Genomic DNA, 18,805 nt, shown 5'->3' on the forward strand with positions numbered 1-18,805 from the left:
CTGAATAATACAACCACGCATTTGCCATTATCCTATTTTATTTTATGCTATTCACATTTTGACGGACGACACCTTATGTCTGAACTTCATTTATTAAGTACCGAGCAGCTAATTACTGGCTTGCAAGACAAACAATTTAGCAGCGCAGAATTAACCGAGCATTACATCAAGCGTATCGATGCGCTAGACAGCAAGATCAATAGTTTTATCACGCATACTTCTGAGACAGCACGTGCACAAGCAAAAGCCGCTGACGAGATGCGTGCACAAGGCGATCAGCGTCCACTACTTGGCGTACCGATGGCGCACAAAGACATCTTTTGTACCCAAGGGGTATTAACGACTTGTGGCTCTAAGATGCTGCATAACTTTGTCTCACCATATGATGCAACCATCGTCTCTAACATCGACAAAGCTGGCATGATTAGCTTAGGTAAGCTCAATATGGATGAGTTTGCAATGGGCTCAGACAACAGTAGCTCATACTACGGCACCGTACAGAATCCTTGGAACCTAGAGCGCGTCCCTGGTGGCTCATCAGGTGGTAGTGCCGCTGCCGTTGCCGCAGGTTTTGTCCCTGTTGCTACCGGTAGTGACACGGGTGGCTCTATTCGTCAGCCAGCTTCATTCTGTGGCCTAACCGGTATCAAACCGACTTATGGCCGTGTGTCACGCTTTGGTATGATTGCCTATGCCTCAAGCTTGGATCAAGCTGGTAGCATGGGACGCAGCGCTAAAGATTGTGCTTATTTGCTACAGCCAATGATTGGGCACGATCCGCGCGATGCCACTTCTATCAAATACGATATGCCTAACTACGTACAAGACATCAATGATGCAGAGGCTGCGGCTGGTGATAAGCCATTTGACGGTTTGCGTATTGGTGTGGCAAAAGAATATTTCAGTACAGGGCTTGATAGCGAAGTCGAGCAAGCAGCACGTGCCGCTTTAAAGAAATACGAAGAGCTGGGCGCAACGATTGTAGAAGTAAACATCACTGACCCTGAAATCACGCTCGCCACCTATTATATGCTAGCACCTGCCGAAGCGTCTTCGAACCTATCACGCTTCGATGGCGTACGTTTTGGCTATCGCTGTGAAAACCCAACGGATCTGATCGATCTATACACGCGCTCACGTTCTGAAGGCTTTGGCCCTGAAGTACAGCGCCGTATTTTGACGGGGACTTATGCGCTATCTGCTGGCTACTTCGATGCTTACTATACTAAAGCACAAAAAATCCGCCGCTTAATTGTCAAAGACTTTGATGATGCTTTTGCCAATTGTGACGTCATCGCCAGTCCCACCGCGCCGACCGCAGCTTATAAGCTGGCAGAAGACCTCGACCCTGCGACCATGTACTTAGGTGATGTCTATACCATCGCGGTCAACCTAGCGGGTCTACCTGCGCTCAGTCAGCCAGTAGGTTTGACGACAGAAGGCCTACCTATTGGCTTGCAATTAATCGGTAAACACTGGCAAGAGAGTCAATTGCTTACGACTGCGCATTTGTTCCAGCAGCATACCGACCATCATCTACAACACTCTACCATCGCAAAGGAGACGGTATAATGAGTACAGCTACTACTGATAACAGTGCCGTCCGCGAGCACGCCGTGCGTAAAGAGCTACTTGTCGATGGCTATGAAGTGGTCATCGGTATCGAGATTCACTGCCAGTTGAATACAGAAAGTAAAATATTCTCAAGTGCGCCAACTGACTTCGGTCATGAGCCAAACAGCCAAGCAAGTATCGTTGACTTAGGCTTACCTGGTGTATTGCCAGTATTAAATGCTGGCGTGGTCGATCGCGCGCTAAAATTCGGTATCGGTGTCAATGCTGAGCTGGGTCTGTTTAATACATTTGATCGTAAAAACTACTTTTACCCTGACTTGCCTAAAGGCTATCAAATCACTCAGATGGCCAATCCTATCGTGGGTGAAGGCTATATCGATGTCGTGGTCAACGAAGGCGAGAAAAACGAATATCCAAAACGTATGGGTATTACCCGCGCACATCTAGAAGAAGATGCGGGTAAATCTGTCCATGACGCAGTCGATGGTATGACGGGTGTGGATTTGAACCGTGCGGGTACGCCGCTGATCGAAATCGTCTCTGAGCCAGACATGCGCTCTGCCAATGAAGCGCTTGCCTACATCAAAGCCATCCATCAGCTAGTCACTTGGCTAGGTATCTCAGACGCAGTAATGGCCGAAGGCTCATTCCGCTGTGACTGTAACGTCTCTGTGCGCAAGCCAGGCGCTGAGCTTGGTACCCGTACTGAGCTTAAAAACCTAAACTCGTTCCGCTTTATCGAGCGTGCTATCAATCGTGAAATCGAACGTCAAATCGACATCCTAGAAGATGGCGGCAAAGTCGTACAAGCAACGATGCTATATGATCCAGAGCGCGATGAAACACGCACCATGCGTACCAAAGAAGACGCCAACGACTATCGCTACTTCCCTGATCCTGACTTGCTACCTGTCCGAATTGAGCAGCATACCGTTGACGCGATCAAAGCAGCCATGCCAGAGCTACCCGTCGCTCGCCGTGCACGCTTTGAAGAAGCGCTGGGTCTGTCAGAATATGACGCTCGTATCTTGACTGGTAGTCGTCAAATTGCTGATTATTTTGAAGCTGTGGTCGCAGAAGTTGGGCAAGCAGATGCCAAAATGGCTGGCAACTGGGTCATGGGCGACTTGCTCGGCGCACTGAACAAAGATGACAAAGACATCACCCACTCCCCTATCAGCGCCAAACAGTTGGCTGGTATGCTAAAACGTATCAAAGATGACACGCTATCTGGCAAACTGGCTAAGAAAGTCTTTAGTGCGCTATATGAGCGCGAAGGTGGCAATGATGATGACGCAGCAGATAAGATCATCAAAGAAAAAGGTCTCAAGCAGGAAACTGACACGGGCGCTATCAAAGCCATGGTCGAAGACGTCATTGCAAAAAATGAAGCGATGGTCGAAGAATATCGCGGCGGTAAAGAAAAAGCCTTTAACGGTTTGGTCGGTCAAGTCATGAAAGCCAGTCGTGGTAGTGCTAACCCGCAGCAAGTGAACCAAATTCTAAAAGAATTGTTAGGTTAACACGAGCAGCGTAGCAATTAGACTGATTATGCTAGGCAGAAAGGTATTGTAGATTTTGACTAATATAAATAGCCCTTGCAATATACATAATTTTGCGTAAAATAGTCAGTCATTCGGGGCGTAGCGCAGTCTGGTAGCGCACTACACTGGGGGTGTAGTGGTCGCAGGTTCAAATCCTGCCGTTCCGACCAAACACAATATTAGGGCATACCGTCATAGACCGTATGCCCTTTATTTTGGGCGTTTTTTGGGTTTTCACTGTCTTATAGGTGTATGGCGTTCCATATAGAATGTTGGTATTATTGTTGGTATTGAGCAGTACCAACATGGACAATACCAACAAAGGATAAACCCATGCCCCTAACCCATACCAGTATCAACAAGCTATCACCTAGCCCCACCTCGATTGATACAAAACGACCTGATAAACACAGTGACGGTAACGGGCTGCAATTATGGGTTCGTTATACGGGTGTGAAGTCATGGATCAGCGCGTACCGCTGGCAAGGTAAGCAACAAACCCTCACTATTGGTACTTACCCAGTCATGAGCCTACAAGATGCACGCAAGCGCAATATTGAGATCAAAAGACTCATAGCTGATGGTATCAACCCAAAAGACGATAAGAAAAAGACACAAGCCGACAATGACGGATCAAGGGCGTTCGATACCATAGCCCAGCGTTGGCATGATGACCGCAAAGCACACATAGCCCCTACCACCTATAGCCGTGATTACTCACAGTACCAGCGCGATATTAAGCCCGTCATTGGTCACATGAACATAGAGGACATAACCGCGCCTGATGTTTTGGCTATCGGTAAAGCTATCGAAGCGAGGGGCGCTAGTGACATGGCAAGGCGTGCAATGCGTCAAACAGGGCAGATATTCAAACAAGCCATACGTGAGGGCTTAACCAACCTCAACCCAGCCACCGACCTAACCGAAGCATTAAAACCGCATAAGGTGAAGCACCACAGCCGTGTGACCAGCCAGCAATTACCAAAGCTACTACAAGATATTAACGCCTACGAGGGTGACCTACTGGTGAAGCTAGGCTTGTGGTTTATGTGCTATACGTTTGTACGTACTCAAGAATTGCGTCTTATGGAGTGGTCAGAAATAGACTACCAAGCCAAAATATGGCGCATACCAGCCGACAAGATGAAAATGGATAGACCACACCTAGTACCACTAGCACCGCAAGTCATGACGATACTGGAGCAGATCAAGGCGCTAGGTTTTTCGGATCAGTACGTTTTCTTTAATCCATCAACCCGTAAGCCATACAGTACAAACGCTTTTATCACTGCCCTATGGCGCATGGGTTATAAAGGACGTATGACGGGGCACGGCTTCCGTGGACTTGCCAGCACTACCCTACATGAACAGGAATACATGCACGAAGCAATAGAGCTACAGCTAGCACATGAAAAAGAAAACAAGATCAGCAAGGCATACAACGGAGCACAGCACCTACCGTACAGAATAGACATGATGAACCAGTGGGCAAACTTCATTGATGATGCCTATGCTGGCAAACTAGATAATGTGATCCGTGCAGACTTTAAAGGACAGAAACAAAAGCTAGGCTAAATAACCGTTGTTAGTATCACTATATGATACTATAATGACCGTAGAGCTAAGGACATAACATGCAGCGCAAGCACCTAAAAACACTTAATATCATCTTTACTAAGCCTATATCAGCAAATATAAAGTGGGCAGACATTGAAGCCTTATTTATAGCATTAGGTGCAGAGGTCAACGAACGGGCAGGATCAAGAATAGCTGTAGTGTTAGATGGTGAGGTACAAGTTTATCACCGACCACACCCCCAACCGACAACAGATAAGGGCGCAGTCGCTAGCGTTCGTAAATGGCTAGATAGTTTAGGGTATAGCCCTATTGATGAAGCCAAAGACACCGCCCCCGTAACTAATAATGAGGAATAATCATGCAAAACATTATGATGATTAATGACCATAAAGCACTTATTCAATATGACCCTGAACTAGGGTTATTCCGTGGAGAATTTGTAGGGCTAAATGGTGGGGCAGACTTTTATGGTGACAGCATTGCCGATTTAGAAAATGAGGGTAAGCAGTCATTGCAAACCTTTTTGGACGTTTGCCAAGAACAAGGCATTGAGCCTTACAAATCCTTTTCAGGTAAGTTTGTAACCCGTGTGCCAAGTGAGCTACACGAGCAAGTAACAACTATTGCCACCAGCCACGGTATGAGCCTTAACCAATGGGTCACTAATACACTTGCCAATGCCATCAAAACCGAAGGCATGGCATAACGACTATGCAAGGCTAGGACTAATTACCCGAACGACAGCTATTTACACACCCTTATGCTGTCACTGCCTTGCACCTACTTTAATTTAAGGGTGTAGGGGTGTGAAATATGGACACAAGCACGGCTATCAGCGTTTACGAGCATTTTTTATATATTGATGAAAGTCTTCAGCTTTCAGTTAATGACTATCCCGATATAGCTACAATATGGCGTAGCGCAGACGATCAAACTGAGTTTACATACTATGACTTTGTGTTTAGAGACCATCTAAATATTAGAACAATTTTAGCTGAAAGCAATATTACTAATCTTGATGCTCACTATATATTAAAAAAGTTTATTGAAACGTTGATTAATTCTAAAAGTGAACGATCAAAAAGTAGGCTCTCAAAACCTTTCACTTACGATGATTATTTATTTCTTGCAGATGAAGAAGAAGATATAGACGGTCATTCTTCATACTTAATTGATATTATTATTAATATTATCGAAGAACCTCAATATTTATTTGAGTTCATAGCTGAGTTTGGCACTTTTAATATTACTCCAAAGTATGCGCCATACCCCTATAAGCATATAGAAAATCATGGAAAGATACCTTATGTACTCGCCGCATATATAAGCCATTTACCATTTAAGATATGGTCGCATAAAATTGATTACGACATTAAATTTACAAGCTATAAGGAAGCAGAAGAATGGCAGAATGAATTTTATAAATTCTTAGCGGACAATAGAGCTTTGGAAATGTTTTTGAGATTGAAGGATTTGGCTGAAGTTTTTATAAGTCGCATAAAGACTCTTGATAATATAAATGTTGACTTAGGTTTTGACTTCTATAAGATGCAGAAAGAGTTGAGCTTTAGAAATAATAAACTAGCATTCATTGATTCTAGTCAAGCGAATATAGCACCTGAACTAATAGTTGCTCACTATGTCTGGAACTATATTTATTTAGAAGATAACGATTTAAACCAAAACCTATCTCATTCATCAAAAGTTCCTCTAGTCTTGAAGCATTTTAAAGATTTGCCTAAAGACCAAAGGTTTATAGACAGAATTACAGCTATTACCACACCTAGAGAGCAGAAAAACTATAACTGGAGTGGTTTTTTTAAATAGCAATTTGCTTGCCTATTATCCCATACTGATAAGATGACACCTCAACGTGTCACCCTAATTTAAAATTGGCTTCAAACCTTTATCGTTTGGAGGTGACACCACTTACCGACACCATTTTATTGAGGTGACACCCTTTTCTGACACCTATGCTTACCCCCTAACATAGACCATGTAAGCCGTAGCGTCCGTTACGGCTCAATACACTACATGGAGCTATACACAATGACACACCCAACCCAAGACACCCCAGTAATTCCTTTTACTGACAACACCCCTCACGACACCGAACCAACCAGCGCAAACAGTCCAGCTATGCAACTGCCTACTACTGGCATGGGCAGAGCTAAGGACATTTTGCCGTTCCTACCTTTTAGCAAAACCACCTTGTTTGAATGGTCAAAAGATGGACGTTTCCCAGCTGGCAGAAAGCTATCACCAACTATGACAGCATGGAGCTATGCAGACGTTCACGAATGGCTTAACTCTCACACCTCAACCACTAGCGAGATATAGAGCCATGATGACCACAGCCACCAGTAACGCCCCAGTGACCGACCAGCCAGCACCTAAGACACAGATTGACACTGTTAGAGAGCACCTGATGACAGGGGCAACTATCACCACATGGGACGCATACCGCCTTTATCAAATCACATGCCTAGCACAGCGCATACATGACCTAAGAACCGCAGGGCTAACCATTCAAAGCGAAATAGTTACGCACAATGACAAGCGTTTTTCTGTCTATTGGCTTGATGAGCAGACTTTGCTTGAAAGCGAACTATCTAACAGTGAGGTGAACTAAGTGAGCCAATCAAACGACATATTAGAACCGCGCCTAGTGGCAGTAGATAGCTATTATCTGTCTGTCATTAATGACCGCATACAAGACCTATCAAACGATGCTGAGAGCCTAGCAATGGCGCTTAGTGCGATCAGTACCGATGATGATACCAGTAAGGGCGTAATAGTCGCTGTAAGGTCTGCCCTACTCGCTAATAGTGAGCTGGCAACCATTTTAAGCGAACAGATGGACGGGCTTATCTTACTGCCTGAGCTGGAGGTAACAGATCATGAGTGATAACCATACCAAACCCAATCTAAAAGCCCAACACGGGGCGCACAATCGCAAACAGACGGGTAAACGTGGCTTACTGCTAAGATTTACTATCTTTATGGCATGGGTGGCAGGTATTGGCTTGCTACTCTCACTGGTAGCTTGCCAGCAAGTACAACCAAAACAGATTGCAACCGATGATAGCAGCGGTTACTATATAGGCCTCTCAAAATCTACAAGCGGACAAGCCAGCCGTGACATTTTGGCTTTTTTTGTGCCTGATAATAGCGCAGCCTCTCAAGCTGTTACTATACAATCTAGCACAGCCTCACAAGCGCACACATGCGCCACAAGGGGGCAAACCATCATATCTAAGGTGAACACCTCACCGACCGACTATGACGGGTTGACGCTGCAAAATAAAACAGCCGTAAGGCGAATATGCGGGGCGGTTTCTTGTAGAACCGAGAGTAAGACCCGTCACCCTATACTTTTACCGTATAGCGTGGCATACACTCAAAAACTACAAGGAGTTATCCATCATGGGTAAATCAATCAGCACGACTTCAAACACTACAACACTAGCTAATCAAGCCCCTGAGGGCTTAGATGACGGCTTGTCTATTGCCCAAATTAACCAGCGTAAAGTTATCGACTTAACTAGTCCTAACGATACCGATGTCATTATCATATCGTCACATGATTTATCAAACCTTGCTTGTGATATTAGCGGTGCAGCTGGCGCTCTACATGATGTTGGTCAGTTACTGGCACTTATTCACTATGACAAGATACAGGCTCATACAGCCGAAGCATTAGCGCGTTTAGCACATGATGCTACTTGCACATGGGCAGAGATACTGCACACGCAATTAGACACCCTCAACGAATCCCTAGTGATGAATGGCCATAGCAAGGTAGGTGCAGAATGAAAACCTACCCACCAAAGCAGAGCCGTAAGCACGCCAAGCGCAAAAGCTACTACAAGAAATATAGAGCCGAGCGCAAGCCGAACCACACGCAGGCAAGGGGGAACAGATGACCACCACACCAACAAACAGCCAAGAAAAAGCCCATGCGGACAACATGGGCGCTCATACTCTCTTACAAGATTGCAAGCCAGCTACAGAGGAACAGCTGGCAAACGATCCGTTTTTAATCAAACTTAATGACATGCTAGAACCTGAACGGCTGCTATTCGTTACAGGTAATACTACTATATATTATGGTGAACAAATTGGCAAAACCGAACCAACAGCCAACACTATAGGCTTAGCATTGACCGATAAACAAGGCGATATTGTAGGCGCGGTATTCTACACACCAAACAGCAAAGCAAAGCCCATTGTCATTGATCCTACAGGTTATGGCGCTATCGTCATTGGTGAGCCAAACAAAGCCCATGAGGTCATAGCTTTTAATGACCTTGATAGCGGTATTGATGTTTACAGCTACCTGATGAGCAGTGATAAAACAATCATTGTCAGCCCTCACAAAACAAAGCAATGCCTTAAAAAGATGGTGCAGCACTGGAGCAGCGGTTCACTTGTTACCGTACCTATGACGCTTGATGACAAGGGCTTAATAAACCTATTAGCAGGTGTAAAGGCTCAAGCATTGGTTACTGTGGCTCATATCGTCACTATGCTGCAGCATGACAGCTACAAAGCGATACTAGCAGCTGATGACACCCAGCTAATCAACTTACAAGATACTGCCTATTATCCTGAATGGCGCGATGATCCCCAGCTGAATGAACCGATGATCTATAGTGATGGGCGTTTTGAGCTATATCACGATGGATTGTTTTTCGTAAAGTATAACGATGATGACCCAGCAAACATTACCTTTAAGTCTAAGGCGTTTGTTTGTTCACCTATAGAAGTTATCGCTAAGACACGGGACACAGGCAGCACTACATGGGGGCGGTTACTGCAATGGCGCGATGATGACAGCGTATTGCATACGTGGTCAATGCCGTTATCGCTACTGCAAGGTGATGCAAGGGAATACCGCAAGGAGCTTGCCAGTCAAGGACTAAACATTACCACCAACCCCAAACAGCGCAGCTACTTAGACACCTATATTCAAAAATACCCTATTCACAAACGGGCGTTATGCGTGGATAAGTTAGGCTGGCACGATAAGCAATATATATTACCTGACAGAGCCATAGGCAGCGATGGTAAGCAGCTTATTGTCTATCAGTCTGCAAACAGTATCAACAGCACCCTAACCCAGCAAGGAGAGCTAGCACAGTGGCGCGATAACTTATGCAAGCCACTAGCAGAGCAAAGCCGTTTTGTGTTCTCTATTGCTTGCGCGTTCGCAGGTCAATTACTGGAGCTATTAGAGTATGACGGGGGCGGTTTTCACCTTTTAGGATCATCAAGCATGGGTAAGTCATTATCGCTCAAGGTGGCTGCTAGTGTATGGGGCAATCCTGACAGGTACGTTAAGACATGGCGCAGCACTGATAACGCTCTAGAAGGCACAGCAAGCGAGCACAACGACAGTTTTTTACCACTTGATGAGATCAGCGAATGTGATCCCAAAATAGTAGGCAAAACCGTTTATATGCTGGCTAATGGTCAAGGTAAAGGACGTAGTACCACCACGGGACACAATCGTATAGCCAAAACATGGCGCATTATCTTTTTGTCTAATGGTGAGGAGTCGCTACAAAACTTCATGGCGCAAGCAGGACAAAAAACCAATGTAGGTATCGAGGTTCGAGTAGCGCATATTGATGCTGATGCTGGCAAAGGGTTAAAAACCTTTGATAGTTTGGTACTGGCAGAAACAAGCGAAGCACAAGCCGATAGGATTAAAGAGCTATCACACGCTTACTATGGATCAGCTGGCATTGCATGGCTAGAACATATCACCAGTGACAAGGCAGCGACCACCGCCACCGCTAAGCAGCTTGTAGATGACTTCATGAGTCAGTACAGCGACCTGACAGCACAGGCGCATAGAGTTGCTAAACGGTTCGCTATCGTGAGCGCAGCTGGAGAACTGGCAACACAGGCAGGTATAACGGGCTGGCAAGTAGGACAAGCAACGACAGCCGTTATGATTTGCTTAGATAATTGGCTTGATAACTACGGGCGTGATGGTGAGCATGAGCAGCGCCAAATCATAGAGCATATTAAGGCATTTATTGAACAGCACGGATCAAGCCGTTTTCAGCCTTGCCACATTCACACGTACCAAGACTTTGAACCTAAAACCAATAACCGCGCTGGCTATCACAATTACGACACAGGGGAATATTATTTCTCTACCAGTACCTTTGATGAAGTCTGTTCACCATTTAACAAAAGCAAAGTCCTACAAGTATTAGATGAAGCAGGATTTTTAAATGTGACTGAGAGTGACCGTAAAACGTGCAAAGTGCCTTTACCATTCAAAAAGAACCGCCAGCGTGTTTATGCGGTCAAAGGTGAGATATTAAGTTGTGAAACTACAAAAAGCACTGGGACAGCTGGGACAACTGGGACAACCCATACACTGCAAGGGCTAGAGCCTGTCCCAAGCGTTAAAACACCATTGGGACAGCTGGGACAAAATAGCGCAATCTGTTAATCTGTCCCAAGTGTCCCAAAGGCTAAAAAAGGGCTGGGACAGCTGAAAGCCAGTAAGTACGGGCGCTGTCCCGTTGTCCCAAGTGTCCCAAGCAAAAAAGTAGATGCAGGCAAAAATAATATAAGGTAGGCGTTAGCGTCTGCCTTTTTTTATGGCTGATACTTTCATTTTTATAGTAGTAGGCTAAAGCCAATAGCTCAAAACCCGACAAAATATAACTGTATTGTTGTATTATGAGGGAATATAAAAACCGAGGTTTAATCTATAGTCAATCCTAAATAAAACAGATACATTATATATCAAAGTGGAACTGGTCTAAATCTTCCTTGCGTGCTGTGCCTACGCAGACAGAGGCTGCGAAAAATTTATCCCAGTCCCACTGTATCTTTTTTATACTGAATTCACTATATGACGCATTTTAGCGCACTAAATGATTATGTAGCAGACTTGCCAGCCGATAGACAACAAGCGATCAATAATAAATCTAAAATATTAAGCCAGTCTATTGAGCTTGCCAAAATACGCAAAAGCAAACAGCTAAAGCAGACTGAGCTTGCCGTCATTATGGGTGTGTCACAAGCCAGCATATCAAAGGTAGAAAGCGGTAAAGACATTCAGCTATCGACTTTGCAAAACTATGTTAGAGCGTTAGGTGGCGAGGTAAGCATTATCGCTAAGATGCCAAACAGTGACGTTATATTGATATAGCACCCTCACCCTAAAGGCGAACCCTCACAACTTTCATATCTTATTTTAAATTTTATAATCCAGCCCATTTATTCATCAATACCACTTAGGGATATCTATGTCAGATAGCAATCATCAATACGTTAGCGATTACGTCAATAAAGTAGCCTCAAGAATTAAGTTAGGTCACAGTTCAGAACATACTTTCCGCATACACCTAGAATTTTTAATTAATGCTTTAGTACCTGATGTAATAGTGACCAATGAACCAAGCCAAGTAACGGACTGCGGTAACCCTGATTTTTTAATCAGTAAAAAAGAGATTCCGATTGGCTTTATCGAAGCTAAAGACGTAGGCAAGGATTTAAGCTCTAAACTTTATAAAGAACAGTTTGATAGATATAAAGCCGCCTTAGACAACCTGATTATTACGGACTATCTACGCTTTGAGTTTTATGTTGGTGGTGAACTTATCCATGAAATATGCGTTGGTGAGTTAGTTGAAGGCGTAGTACAGCCACATGATAGCGAGTTCAATCGTTTAGCGGAGTTACTGCGTGATTTCTGTGTGTATGTCGGACAAACGATTAAATCTGCTCAACGTCTTGCAGTCTTGATGGCGGGTAAAGCGCGATTACTTGAACATACGCTTTATCAGGCACTAATCAGCGATGAAAATTCAGACGATAATTCAGACCTACGTGCCCAGTTTGAGACTTTTAAGGGCGTACTTATACATGACTTAACCCCAGCAGACTTTGCTGATATTTACGCGCAAACACTCGCCTATGGTATGTTTGCCGCACGTTTGCATGATGACACCCTAGATACTTTTAGTCGTCAAGAGGCAGCTGAGCTTATCCCTAAAACCAATCCATTTTTAAGAAAGCTGTTCTCTCATGTGGCTGGTATTGATATTGACCCACGTATCAAGACTACGGTAGATAACCTTGCTGATGTATTTCGCGCCACCGATGTAGCAGCTATCCTCAAAAACTTCGGTAAGACTACTCAAACACAAGACCCTATCATTCACTTCTACGAGACTTTCCTTGCAGAGTACAACCCTAAACTTCGTAAGCAGCGCGGTGTATGGTACACCCCTGAGCCAGTGGTTAAGTTTATTGTCCGCGCTGTAGATGATATTTTGAAGTCTGAGTTTGATTTGGCAGACGGTATAGCAGATACCAGTAAGATAGAAATAGAAAAACAGACACAAACCCCTGATAGTCGTACTAAGACAGGCTATAAGATGGTTAAAGAGTTGGTACATAAGGTGCAAATTCTTGATCCAGCGACTGGTACAGGGACATTCCTTGCAGCCATTATTCAGCATATCTTTCACAGTCAGTTTGAAAACATGGGCGGCATTTGGAGCAGCTACGTTGAGCAAGACCTATTACCACGCTTACATGGTTTTGAGCTATTGATGGCAAGCTATGCAATGGCGCATTTAAAGCTTGATATGCTACTTGCTGATACAGGCTATGAGCCTATTAAGCCTAAACGTATGCAGGTCTATCTGACCAACTCACTAGAAGAACATAACCCCGATACAGGAACGCTATTTGCTGGCTGGCTGTCTGCTGAGGCAAATGAGGCTAACGCCATTAAGCGTGATGCACCCGTGATGGTAGTGATTGGGAATCCGCCGTATAGTGGTGTATCTCAAAACAATGGGAAGTGGATATCTGATTTAATAGAGGATTATAAATATGTAGATGGAGAGCATTTTAATGAACGTAAACATTGGTTAAACGATGATTACGTAAAATTTATACGCTATGGACAACATTTTATTGAAAAGAACGGTGAGGGTATTTTAGCTTTTATTAATCCACATGGATTTTTGGATAATCCAACCTTCCGCGGTATGCGTTGGCACCTGCTCAATACTTATGACAAAATTTTCACCATTGATTTGCATGGTAATACTAAGAAAAAAGAAGCAGCACCTGATGGTAGTAAAGATGAAAATGTATTTGATATTATGCAAGGTGTGTCTATCAACTTTTTTATAAAAACCGGAAAGAAAAAGCAAGGGGAGCTAGGTAAGGTCTTTCACTATGATTTATTTGGTAAGAGAGATGCTAAATACAATTTTTTGAGTAAAAAACATATTGGTAAAATAAGTTTCGATGAGTTACTTAGTGATAGGCCTTATTTCTTTTTTAAGCCAAGAAATAATATGGGAGTAGAGAATTATTCAACTGGATTTAAAGTAGATGAGTTAGTTAAAATAAACTCCATAGGTTTTGTTTCAGCTAATAACAACTTGAATATTTCGTTTGATGAGATAGAACAAAAAAATAAAATTGAAGACATACTTACACTAGACGAGAAAGAATGGCGTGTAAAATACAATAGAATGAAAGATGCTCAATCTTGGAAGTATATATGGGCAAAGCAAGATGCGGCAAAAAATAAGCATCTTCCTATTATTCCAGTTTCATACAAGCCTTTTGATATAAGGTATTCTTTATATACTGGAAATTCAGGAGGTTTATATGCACGTCCCGTCAATGAAGTAATGCAGCACTTATTTCTTAAAGAAAACTATGCACTATAGTCAGTTCAAAATAAAATTGTTATGGTTAGGACAAACATCATAAAACAACTTGGATAAGTCGTTTTCCAACCAGCCTTGGCGTAGAAACTTTACTTGTGCCCATTTCTTTTCAATAGGGTTCAAATCAGGGCTGTACGGTGGCAGCCATAGAATACGATGACCATGCCTATTCAGTAGCTTTTGAATGCGCTTCTTCTTATGAAATCGAGCGTTATCCATCACAATCACGCATTTGGTTTTAAGACTTGGGATTAGGGTTTGTTTGCACCAGTTGTAGAATATGCTGCTGTTAATGTTGTGCTTAAAGTAATCTAGTGCAAACAGCATCTTTTCATAGAGAGCACCGATAACGTTGGTTCGCTTTTTACCTTGCCAGTTGTAGCTATCGATACAGGGTTTACCAATCGGTGCATAACCATGAGAGCGAATGGTTTCAGCCTCAAAGCCGCTTTCGTCCATATATACAATGGGGTAGCCTTGCTGCTTAAAGTGCTCAAGCTTATTCTGATACGCCGCTCTTTTGATTGGACAGGCTTTTGGATGTTCTAAAGTCTTTTTTTTGACTGATGCCTAGGCGCTTTAGGGCATGATGAATGCCTGTTTTACTACAGTTTAGACGACGAGCTCGCTCATACTGGTAATCATCGGGATACTCTTTGACATCATTAAGTAGCACATCATCTGGTATTTTATAGGGCTTGGTTTGCCTGGTTGTTTTACTATGAACACGCCGCTTCCAGTTCTGTATGGTGGTTGGGCTCAGATTATAAGACTCAGCCGCCTCGGCAAAGGTCATACCCTCGTCTAAGCTTTTTAGTACCTGTTTGCGAAAATCTAGTGAGTAAGTCATGGTCTTTATAATAACAATTGGATTTGATAATTAATTTATAACACTTTTAGGTGGAATTGACTATAGTTGTATCTAGGCAGTGTGTATCGAATTGGAGATACATTTTCATTTCTAATTTGATAGGAGATTTTAATTTAACAGGAACTGCTGGAAGGTTTGGTAGTGGTTATTTTATGCCTTTATACCTCTACAACCAAGATTCTTTAACTCAGTCGAAGTTGCTAAATTCAGATTCTAAGTATCAAGAAACGCCAGTACGAACACCAAATCTCGATCCTGAAATTGTGGCCGATATCGCCAAGGGTATTGGCTTAACCTTTACCAATGAAAAAGAAGAAATTGCTGGCACGTTTGCCCCCATAGATATTCTCGATTATATCTATGCCGTATTGCACAGCCCGACATATCGTGAGACTTATAAAGAGTTCTTAAAAATCGACTTCCCACGCGTGCCCTATCCTAGCGATGTCGATATCTTTTGGCAGTTGGTGGCACTCGGTGGCGAGTTACGTCGAATTCACTTATTAGAATCACCAAAGCTTGCCGCACAAACTAAAGCGCTTGGTATAGGTTATCCCGTAGGAGGTGATAATGCCGTTACTCGTAAAATGACTAAGACCAGCGTTGGCTTTGAGCCTGACGAAGTAGATAGCAGCATTGGTAAAGTTTGGCTTAACGATACTCAGTATTTTACCAATGTACCGCTAATCGCATGGGAGTTCTATATCGGTGGATATCAGCCCGCGCAAAAGTGGCTTAAAGATCGTCAAGGTCGAACGCTAGATCATAGCGATATCAAGCACTATATGAATATCATCGCAGCGCTTAGCCTAACCAATGAGCTGATGCAGCAGATTGATGACATCAACGTGGTGGGTTAAGTCCGCACAATCACATTAAGACAAAACAATAAAAGGTAGGCGTTAAACGTCTGCCTTTTTGTTTTGCCTACACTTCTATATATGCCACATACAATCGTAACTTGTTATCTATTATCCAAAAGTTTACAATTAATTATAAGTATTCTTATAATTTACCCCTATGATTGATATTAACCAAACCGAACAATTTAGACGCTGGTTGCACAAGCTCAAAGACCCGTTAGGCAAAGTAGGCATACTGGCACGTATCAAGCGAGCGCAAGGCGGCAATTTTGGTGACCATAAGCCATTAGCCAATACAAACGGTATCTATGAGATGCGAATATTCAAAGGCAATGGTTACCGTGTCTATTATGCCAAGCAAGGCGATACCCTCTATCTATTATTGATAGGAGGCAGTAAAGACAGCCAAGCAAGCGACATTGATAAGGCTTGCACCCTATGGCAGCAGGTTAAGGAACAAGAAAAGGAGCACCCCCAATGACCGATATTAAGATCAGCCGTTTTGACGTAGCAGAGTACCTAACAGATGAAACCCTTATTAATGCTTACTTGAATGAAGCATTGAGCGATGGCACACCTAGTGACTTTATCCAAGCATTAAACGATGTTGCACGCGCAAAGGGCATGAATGAGCTGGCAGAAAAGACAGGCATAAGACGTGAAAGTCTTTATAAAACCCTACAGTCCGAAAAGCCCCGCTTTGACACCATGCTAAAAATTATTGATGGTATGGGCTTGCAAGTCACTCTGACTCCTAAAGCCGAACCTTTTTTAGAGGCTTAATGTTTAATGATTGTTATTCTGAGAGGTGAACGTTATGCGTTTGCCTTTTTTATGGGCTGCACAAAACCTAATAAAACCTGATATTCAAAACCTAATGAGCAGATGCCCCAAAATGGAAGCAAAAAGCGAGGAAGCAAGGAAAATAGGAAGCAAAACAGCGAATTTTCTATTATTCCTATTCATCGCCAAGTCAGGACAGCAAACGGCTAAGAGTGGAAGCAAATATTTTTTAGGAAGCAAAAAATTGGAATAATTCCCAACGGGCTAAATAGTACAGATGCAATAAAACGCATTAAAAACGCACGCATTTAAGTGCCATTACCGAGCGCGTGCAGTGATTAATTCAACCCCATGCAAACAAAAAGCAACCCCCTAAACTTTTAATTTCGCGGTCGTAAAAATATGCAGATGGCTGCGGTCACCGCTTGCAAAGTCCTGAACAATGACACCGCCCTATCATGTTGAGAAATGTTGAAACGGTAAACAGTAAAAATAATTACAAAATAATATTGAGTGAAGCAGCAAACAGCCAAAAAAGGGCATTATTAAAAACGATTGTTGGTATTATTGTTGGTATCGTTGATATTAAAAATAATAAAACCTATATATTAAAAGGCATACAGCCTTTACTTTACTTCCTGCCGTTCCGACCAAACATAACAGTAAAGAAAAAAGCCAATCATTGTTTTCAATGGTTGGCTTTTTTTTGTGCTAAATTTTACTGATATCAGTATTCATATCCATCACATTAATATCATGTTTTGAAGCCAAAAAGCTTAGCACTGCCATCGCCGATACTCGTATCCTATAGACTTTTATAGAGCGAGCCGTTAGGGTAAATGCCTCACCACAATGATGGTTTATCCTATGTCCGAGCCTATCAATAAACCCACACATAATCGCCTCATAGATGATGTACCTTGGGAGCGTTTCCGCCGGCCTTACGTGCGCGATTTGGCTTATGTACTGGCATGTCCCAATGTCTTGACCACGTGGCTAGACTTTGCACCGCATCAGAGCACACATACCGTTGCTGTGCATAGTGCACAATTTTGGCAGACACAGTTTGAAGCGTATGAGCAACGATTAACAGAGCTAGACACCACTGCCACCTATCAAGAGCTGACTCGCTATTTACTCAAACGCCCTAGTCCCAATCGATTGGGGTTTCACTTTGAGGGACTACTATCGTTTTGGTTAGAGGATGGGTTTGCGCGTAATCTGCATCCGTACGAGACACTAGCTAATAATGTACAGCTGTACAATGGTAAGCAGACTGTCGGTGAGCTTGATTTGATTTTGTATAATCATGAAGAGAGGCTGGTGGAGCATTGGGAACTAGCCATTAAATTTTTTATGGGATCAGCACCTTTTGAGCCTGTGAACTGGGTAGGGATTAACTCCAATGATAATCTACAGCGTAAGATGACGCACATGCAAACCAAGCAGTTTCGAGCCGTCTGGGTAGATACGGAAGATCACGGGCAGGTCAAAATAGACAAACGCTATGGTGTAATCAAAGGGCGATTCTTTTTACCGATTAACACAACCAACCTTGGTGATTATGATTGGCCTCATTGGCTAACACCCAGCTTTCCGATACATGAATGGTGTGATAAGAGAGATAAAGCCGCTCTTGCGACGATTGACACCACTTCATTGCGAGCCGCGCATTATATTGAATGGTTCACTAAGCGCGACTTTTATGACCGCTATGGTCGGTGTCAGCCGCCCCTTACCTACCCTGACACGCCAAACCTCAGAACAGGATTGTACTTCGAAGGTGAGCGACTGATTGTCATTTATCCAAGGCAGTTAAGCCAAATAAAAGAATAGTCTAAGCTAGATAGTTTGAATAACTGT

The 18,805-nt window shown here is 43.3% G+C and carries 22 protein-coding genes and 1 tRNA gene; 21 read left to right on the forward strand and 2 right to left on the reverse strand.

The window, feature by feature from the left end; genetic code table 11:
- The first annotated feature begins 75 nt into the window (after positions 1-75).
- The 15 genes from gatA to GYK50_RS10115 all read left to right on the forward strand — a co-directional run bounded on the left by gatA (position 76) and on the right by GYK50_RS10115 (position 14,425).
- Complete coding sequence (gene gatA / locus GYK50_RS10045; RefSeq protein WP_058024006.1) at positions 76-1,572, forward strand: Asp-tRNA(Asn)/Glu-tRNA(Gln) amidotransferase subunit GatA; 1,497 nt, start codon at positions 76-78, stop codon at positions 1,570-1,572.
- A complete protein-coding gene (gatB, locus tag GYK50_RS10050) occupies positions 1,572-3,098 on the forward strand; it encodes an Asp-tRNA(Asn)/Glu-tRNA(Gln) amidotransferase subunit GatB (RefSeq protein WP_212563831.1) in 1,527 nt (508 codons plus the stop codon). The genes gatA and gatB overlap by 1 nt, the downstream gene beginning before the upstream one ends.
- Positions 3,099-3,212: 114 nt before the next feature.
- Positions 3,213-3,289 (forward strand) — tRNA-Pro (locus GYK50_RS10055).
- A gap of 163 nt (positions 3,290-3,452) precedes the next feature.
- A complete protein-coding gene (locus GYK50_RS10060; protein ID WP_071003131.1) occupies positions 3,453-4,694 on the forward strand; it encodes a tyrosine-type recombinase/integrase in 1,242 nt (413 codons plus the stop codon).
- Positions 4,695-4,753: 59 nt separating this feature from the next.
- Positions 4,754-5,053, forward strand: coding sequence for a type II toxin-antitoxin system HicA family toxin (locus tag GYK50_RS10065; protein ID WP_071003130.1), 300 nt, complete (start codon positions 4,754-4,756; stop codon positions 5,051-5,053).
- Positions 5,054-5,055: 2 nt separating this feature from the next.
- Positions 5,056-5,403, forward strand: a complete 348-nt coding sequence (locus tag GYK50_RS10070; RefSeq protein WP_071003129.1) for a type II toxin-antitoxin system HicB family antitoxin — start codon at positions 5,056-5,058, stop codon at positions 5,401-5,403.
- A 107-nt stretch (positions 5,404-5,510) separates the two neighbouring features.
- Entirely contained in the window at positions 5,511-6,524 is a 1,014-nt protein-coding gene (locus GYK50_RS10075) for a hypothetical protein (RefSeq protein ID WP_212563832.1), read from the forward strand.
- A 222-nt stretch (positions 6,525-6,746) separates the two neighbouring features.
- Complete coding sequence (locus GYK50_RS10080) at positions 6,747-7,037, forward strand: helix-turn-helix transcriptional regulator (RefSeq protein WP_227517191.1); 291 nt, start codon at positions 6,747-6,749, stop codon at positions 7,035-7,037.
- A gap of 4 nt (positions 7,038-7,041) precedes the next feature.
- Complete coding sequence (locus GYK50_RS10085) at positions 7,042-7,329, forward strand: helix-turn-helix domain-containing protein (RefSeq protein WP_197496749.1); 288 nt, start codon at positions 7,042-7,044, stop codon at positions 7,327-7,329.
- Positions 7,330-7,605 (forward strand): hypothetical protein, encoded by a 276-nt coding sequence (locus GYK50_RS10090; RefSeq protein ID WP_071002211.1) that lies wholly within the window; start codon positions 7,330-7,332, stop codon positions 7,603-7,605.
- Positions 7,598-8,131: a hypothetical protein gene (locus GYK50_RS10095; protein ID WP_212563833.1), complete on the forward strand. Its 534-nt coding sequence runs from the start codon at positions 7,598-7,600 to the stop codon at positions 8,129-8,131. The genes GYK50_RS10090 and GYK50_RS10095 overlap by 8 nt, the downstream gene beginning before the upstream one ends.
- Positions 8,124-8,513 (forward strand): hypothetical protein, encoded by a 390-nt coding sequence (locus GYK50_RS10100; RefSeq protein ID WP_071002213.1) that lies wholly within the window; start codon positions 8,124-8,126, stop codon positions 8,511-8,513. Before GYK50_RS10095 ends, GYK50_RS10100 begins: the two co-directional genes overlap by 8 nt.
- Positions 8,514-8,619: 106 nt before the next feature.
- On the forward strand, positions 8,620-11,169 hold the full coding sequence (locus tag GYK50_RS10105) for a DUF927 domain-containing protein (RefSeq protein WP_212563834.1): 2,550 nt from the start codon (positions 8,620-8,622) through the stop codon (positions 11,167-11,169).
- 408 nt (positions 11,170-11,577) lie between these two features.
- Positions 11,578-11,877 (forward strand): helix-turn-helix domain-containing protein, encoded by a 300-nt coding sequence (locus tag GYK50_RS10110; protein WP_071002215.1) that lies wholly within the window; start codon positions 11,578-11,580, stop codon positions 11,875-11,877.
- A gap of 97 nt (positions 11,878-11,974) precedes the next feature.
- Positions 11,975-14,425, forward strand: coding sequence for an N-6 DNA methylase (locus GYK50_RS10115; protein ID WP_212563835.1), 2,451 nt, complete (start codon positions 11,975-11,977; stop codon positions 14,423-14,425).
- Here the strand turns inward: GYK50_RS10115 and GYK50_RS10120 are convergent, their stop codons facing one another.
- Together GYK50_RS10120 and GYK50_RS10125 are read right to left on the reverse strand one after the other, a co-directional pair.
- On the reverse strand, positions 14,426-14,950 hold the full coding sequence (locus GYK50_RS10120; protein WP_186475459.1) for an IS630 family transposase: 525 nt from the start codon (positions 14,948-14,950) through the stop codon (positions 14,426-14,428). It lies immediately after the preceding gene.
- Complete coding sequence (locus tag GYK50_RS10125; RefSeq protein WP_186474644.1) at positions 14,925-15,275, reverse strand: IS630 transposase-related protein; 351 nt, start codon at positions 15,273-15,275, stop codon at positions 14,925-14,927. Before GYK50_RS10125 ends, GYK50_RS10120 begins: the two co-directional genes overlap by 26 nt.
- Positions 15,276-15,325: 50 nt before the next feature.
- On the opposite strand from GYK50_RS10125, the gene GYK50_RS10130 reads away from it, so the two are divergent.
- The 6 genes from GYK50_RS10130 to GYK50_RS10155 all read left to right on the forward strand — a co-directional run bounded on the left by GYK50_RS10130 (position 15,326) and on the right by GYK50_RS10155 (position 18,778).
- Entirely contained in the window at positions 15,326-16,156 is an 831-nt protein-coding gene (locus tag GYK50_RS10130) for a type ISP restriction/modification enzyme (protein WP_212563836.1), read from the forward strand.
- A 160-nt stretch (positions 16,157-16,316) separates the two neighbouring features.
- Positions 16,317-16,640 carry a type II toxin-antitoxin system RelE/ParE family toxin gene (locus GYK50_RS10135; protein ID WP_212563837.1) on the forward strand — a complete coding sequence of 108 codons (324 nt, stop codon included), beginning with the start codon at positions 16,317-16,319 and terminating at the stop codon, positions 16,638-16,640.
- A complete protein-coding gene (locus GYK50_RS10140) occupies positions 16,637-16,942 on the forward strand; it encodes an addiction module antidote protein (protein WP_201592207.1) in 306 nt (101 codons plus the stop codon). The genes GYK50_RS10135 and GYK50_RS10140 overlap by 4 nt, the downstream gene beginning before the upstream one ends.
- A 34-nt stretch (positions 16,943-16,976) precedes the next feature.
- On the forward strand, positions 16,977-17,195 hold the full coding sequence (locus GYK50_RS10145; protein ID WP_212563838.1) for a hypothetical protein: 219 nt from the start codon (positions 16,977-16,979) through the stop codon (positions 17,193-17,195).
- Between the two features lie 205 nt (positions 17,196-17,400).
- The gene (locus GYK50_RS10150) at positions 17,401-17,667 is read left to right on the forward strand and encodes a hypothetical protein (protein ID WP_212563839.1); all 267 of its coding nucleotides are present in this window, start codon (positions 17,401-17,403) and stop codon (positions 17,665-17,667) included.
- Between the two features lie 142 nt (positions 17,668-17,809).
- On the forward strand, positions 17,810-18,778 hold the full coding sequence (locus GYK50_RS10155) for a DUF1853 family protein (protein ID WP_186475042.1): 969 nt from the start codon (positions 17,810-17,812) through the stop codon (positions 18,776-18,778).
- Positions 18,779-18,805: the final 27 nt, after the last annotated feature.

The sequence above is a fragment of the Psychrobacter pacificensis genome (genome assembly GCF_018336615.1).
GTDB lineage: Bacteria > Pseudomonadota > Gammaproteobacteria > Pseudomonadales > Moraxellaceae > Psychrobacter > Psychrobacter pacificensis.

Excerpts from the sequence above, each read along its gene's own strand:
- gatA (WP_058024006.1), top strand. The coding sequence starts at position 76 with ATGTCTGAACTTCATTTATTAAGTACCGAGCAGCTAATTACTGGCTTG.
- gatB (WP_212563831.1), top strand. The coding sequence starts at position 1,572 with ATGAGTACAGCTACTACTGATAACAGTGCCGTCCGCGAGCACGCCGTG.
- GYK50_RS10060 (WP_071003131.1), top strand. The coding sequence starts at position 3,453 with ATGCCCCTAACCCATACCAGTATCAACAAGCTATCACCTAGCCCCACC.
- GYK50_RS10065 (WP_071003130.1), top strand. The coding sequence starts at position 4,754 with ATGCAGCGCAAGCACCTAAAAACACTTAATATCATCTTTACTAAGCCT.
- GYK50_RS10070 (WP_071003129.1), top strand. The coding sequence starts at position 5,056 with ATGCAAAACATTATGATGATTAATGACCATAAAGCACTTATTCAATAT.
- GYK50_RS10075 (WP_212563832.1), top strand. The coding sequence starts at position 5,511 with ATGGACACAAGCACGGCTATCAGCGTTTACGAGCATTTTTTATATATT.
- GYK50_RS10080 (WP_227517191.1), top strand. The coding sequence starts at position 6,747 with ATGACACACCCAACCCAAGACACCCCAGTAATTCCTTTTACTGACAAC.
- GYK50_RS10085 (WP_197496749.1), top strand. The coding sequence starts at position 7,042 with ATGATGACCACAGCCACCAGTAACGCCCCAGTGACCGACCAGCCAGCA.
- GYK50_RS10095 (WP_212563833.1), top strand. The coding sequence starts at position 7,598 with ATGAGTGATAACCATACCAAACCCAATCTAAAAGCCCAACACGGGGCG.
- GYK50_RS10100 (WP_071002213.1), top strand. The coding sequence starts at position 8,124 with ATGGGTAAATCAATCAGCACGACTTCAAACACTACAACACTAGCTAAT.
- GYK50_RS10105 (WP_212563834.1), top strand. The coding sequence starts at position 8,620 with ATGACCACCACACCAACAAACAGCCAAGAAAAAGCCCATGCGGACAAC.
- GYK50_RS10110 (WP_071002215.1), top strand. The coding sequence starts at position 11,578 with ATGACGCATTTTAGCGCACTAAATGATTATGTAGCAGACTTGCCAGCC.
- GYK50_RS10115 (WP_212563835.1), top strand. The coding sequence starts at position 11,975 with ATGTCAGATAGCAATCATCAATACGTTAGCGATTACGTCAATAAAGTA.
- GYK50_RS10125 (WP_186474644.1), bottom strand. The coding sequence starts at position 15,275 with ATGACTTACTCACTAGATTTTCGCAAACAGGTACTAAAAAGCTTAGAC.
- GYK50_RS10135 (WP_212563837.1), top strand. The coding sequence starts at position 16,317 with ATGATTGATATTAACCAAACCGAACAATTTAGACGCTGGTTGCACAAG.
- GYK50_RS10140 (WP_201592207.1), top strand. The coding sequence starts at position 16,637 with ATGACCGATATTAAGATCAGCCGTTTTGACGTAGCAGAGTACCTAACA.
- GYK50_RS10145 (WP_212563838.1), top strand. The coding sequence starts at position 16,977 with ATGCGTTTGCCTTTTTTATGGGCTGCACAAAACCTAATAAAACCTGAT.
- GYK50_RS10150 (WP_212563839.1), top strand. The coding sequence starts at position 17,401 with ATGTTGAGAAATGTTGAAACGGTAAACAGTAAAAATAATTACAAAATA.
- GYK50_RS10155 (WP_186475042.1), top strand. The coding sequence starts at position 17,810 with ATGTCCGAGCCTATCAATAAACCCACACATAATCGCCTCATAGATGAT.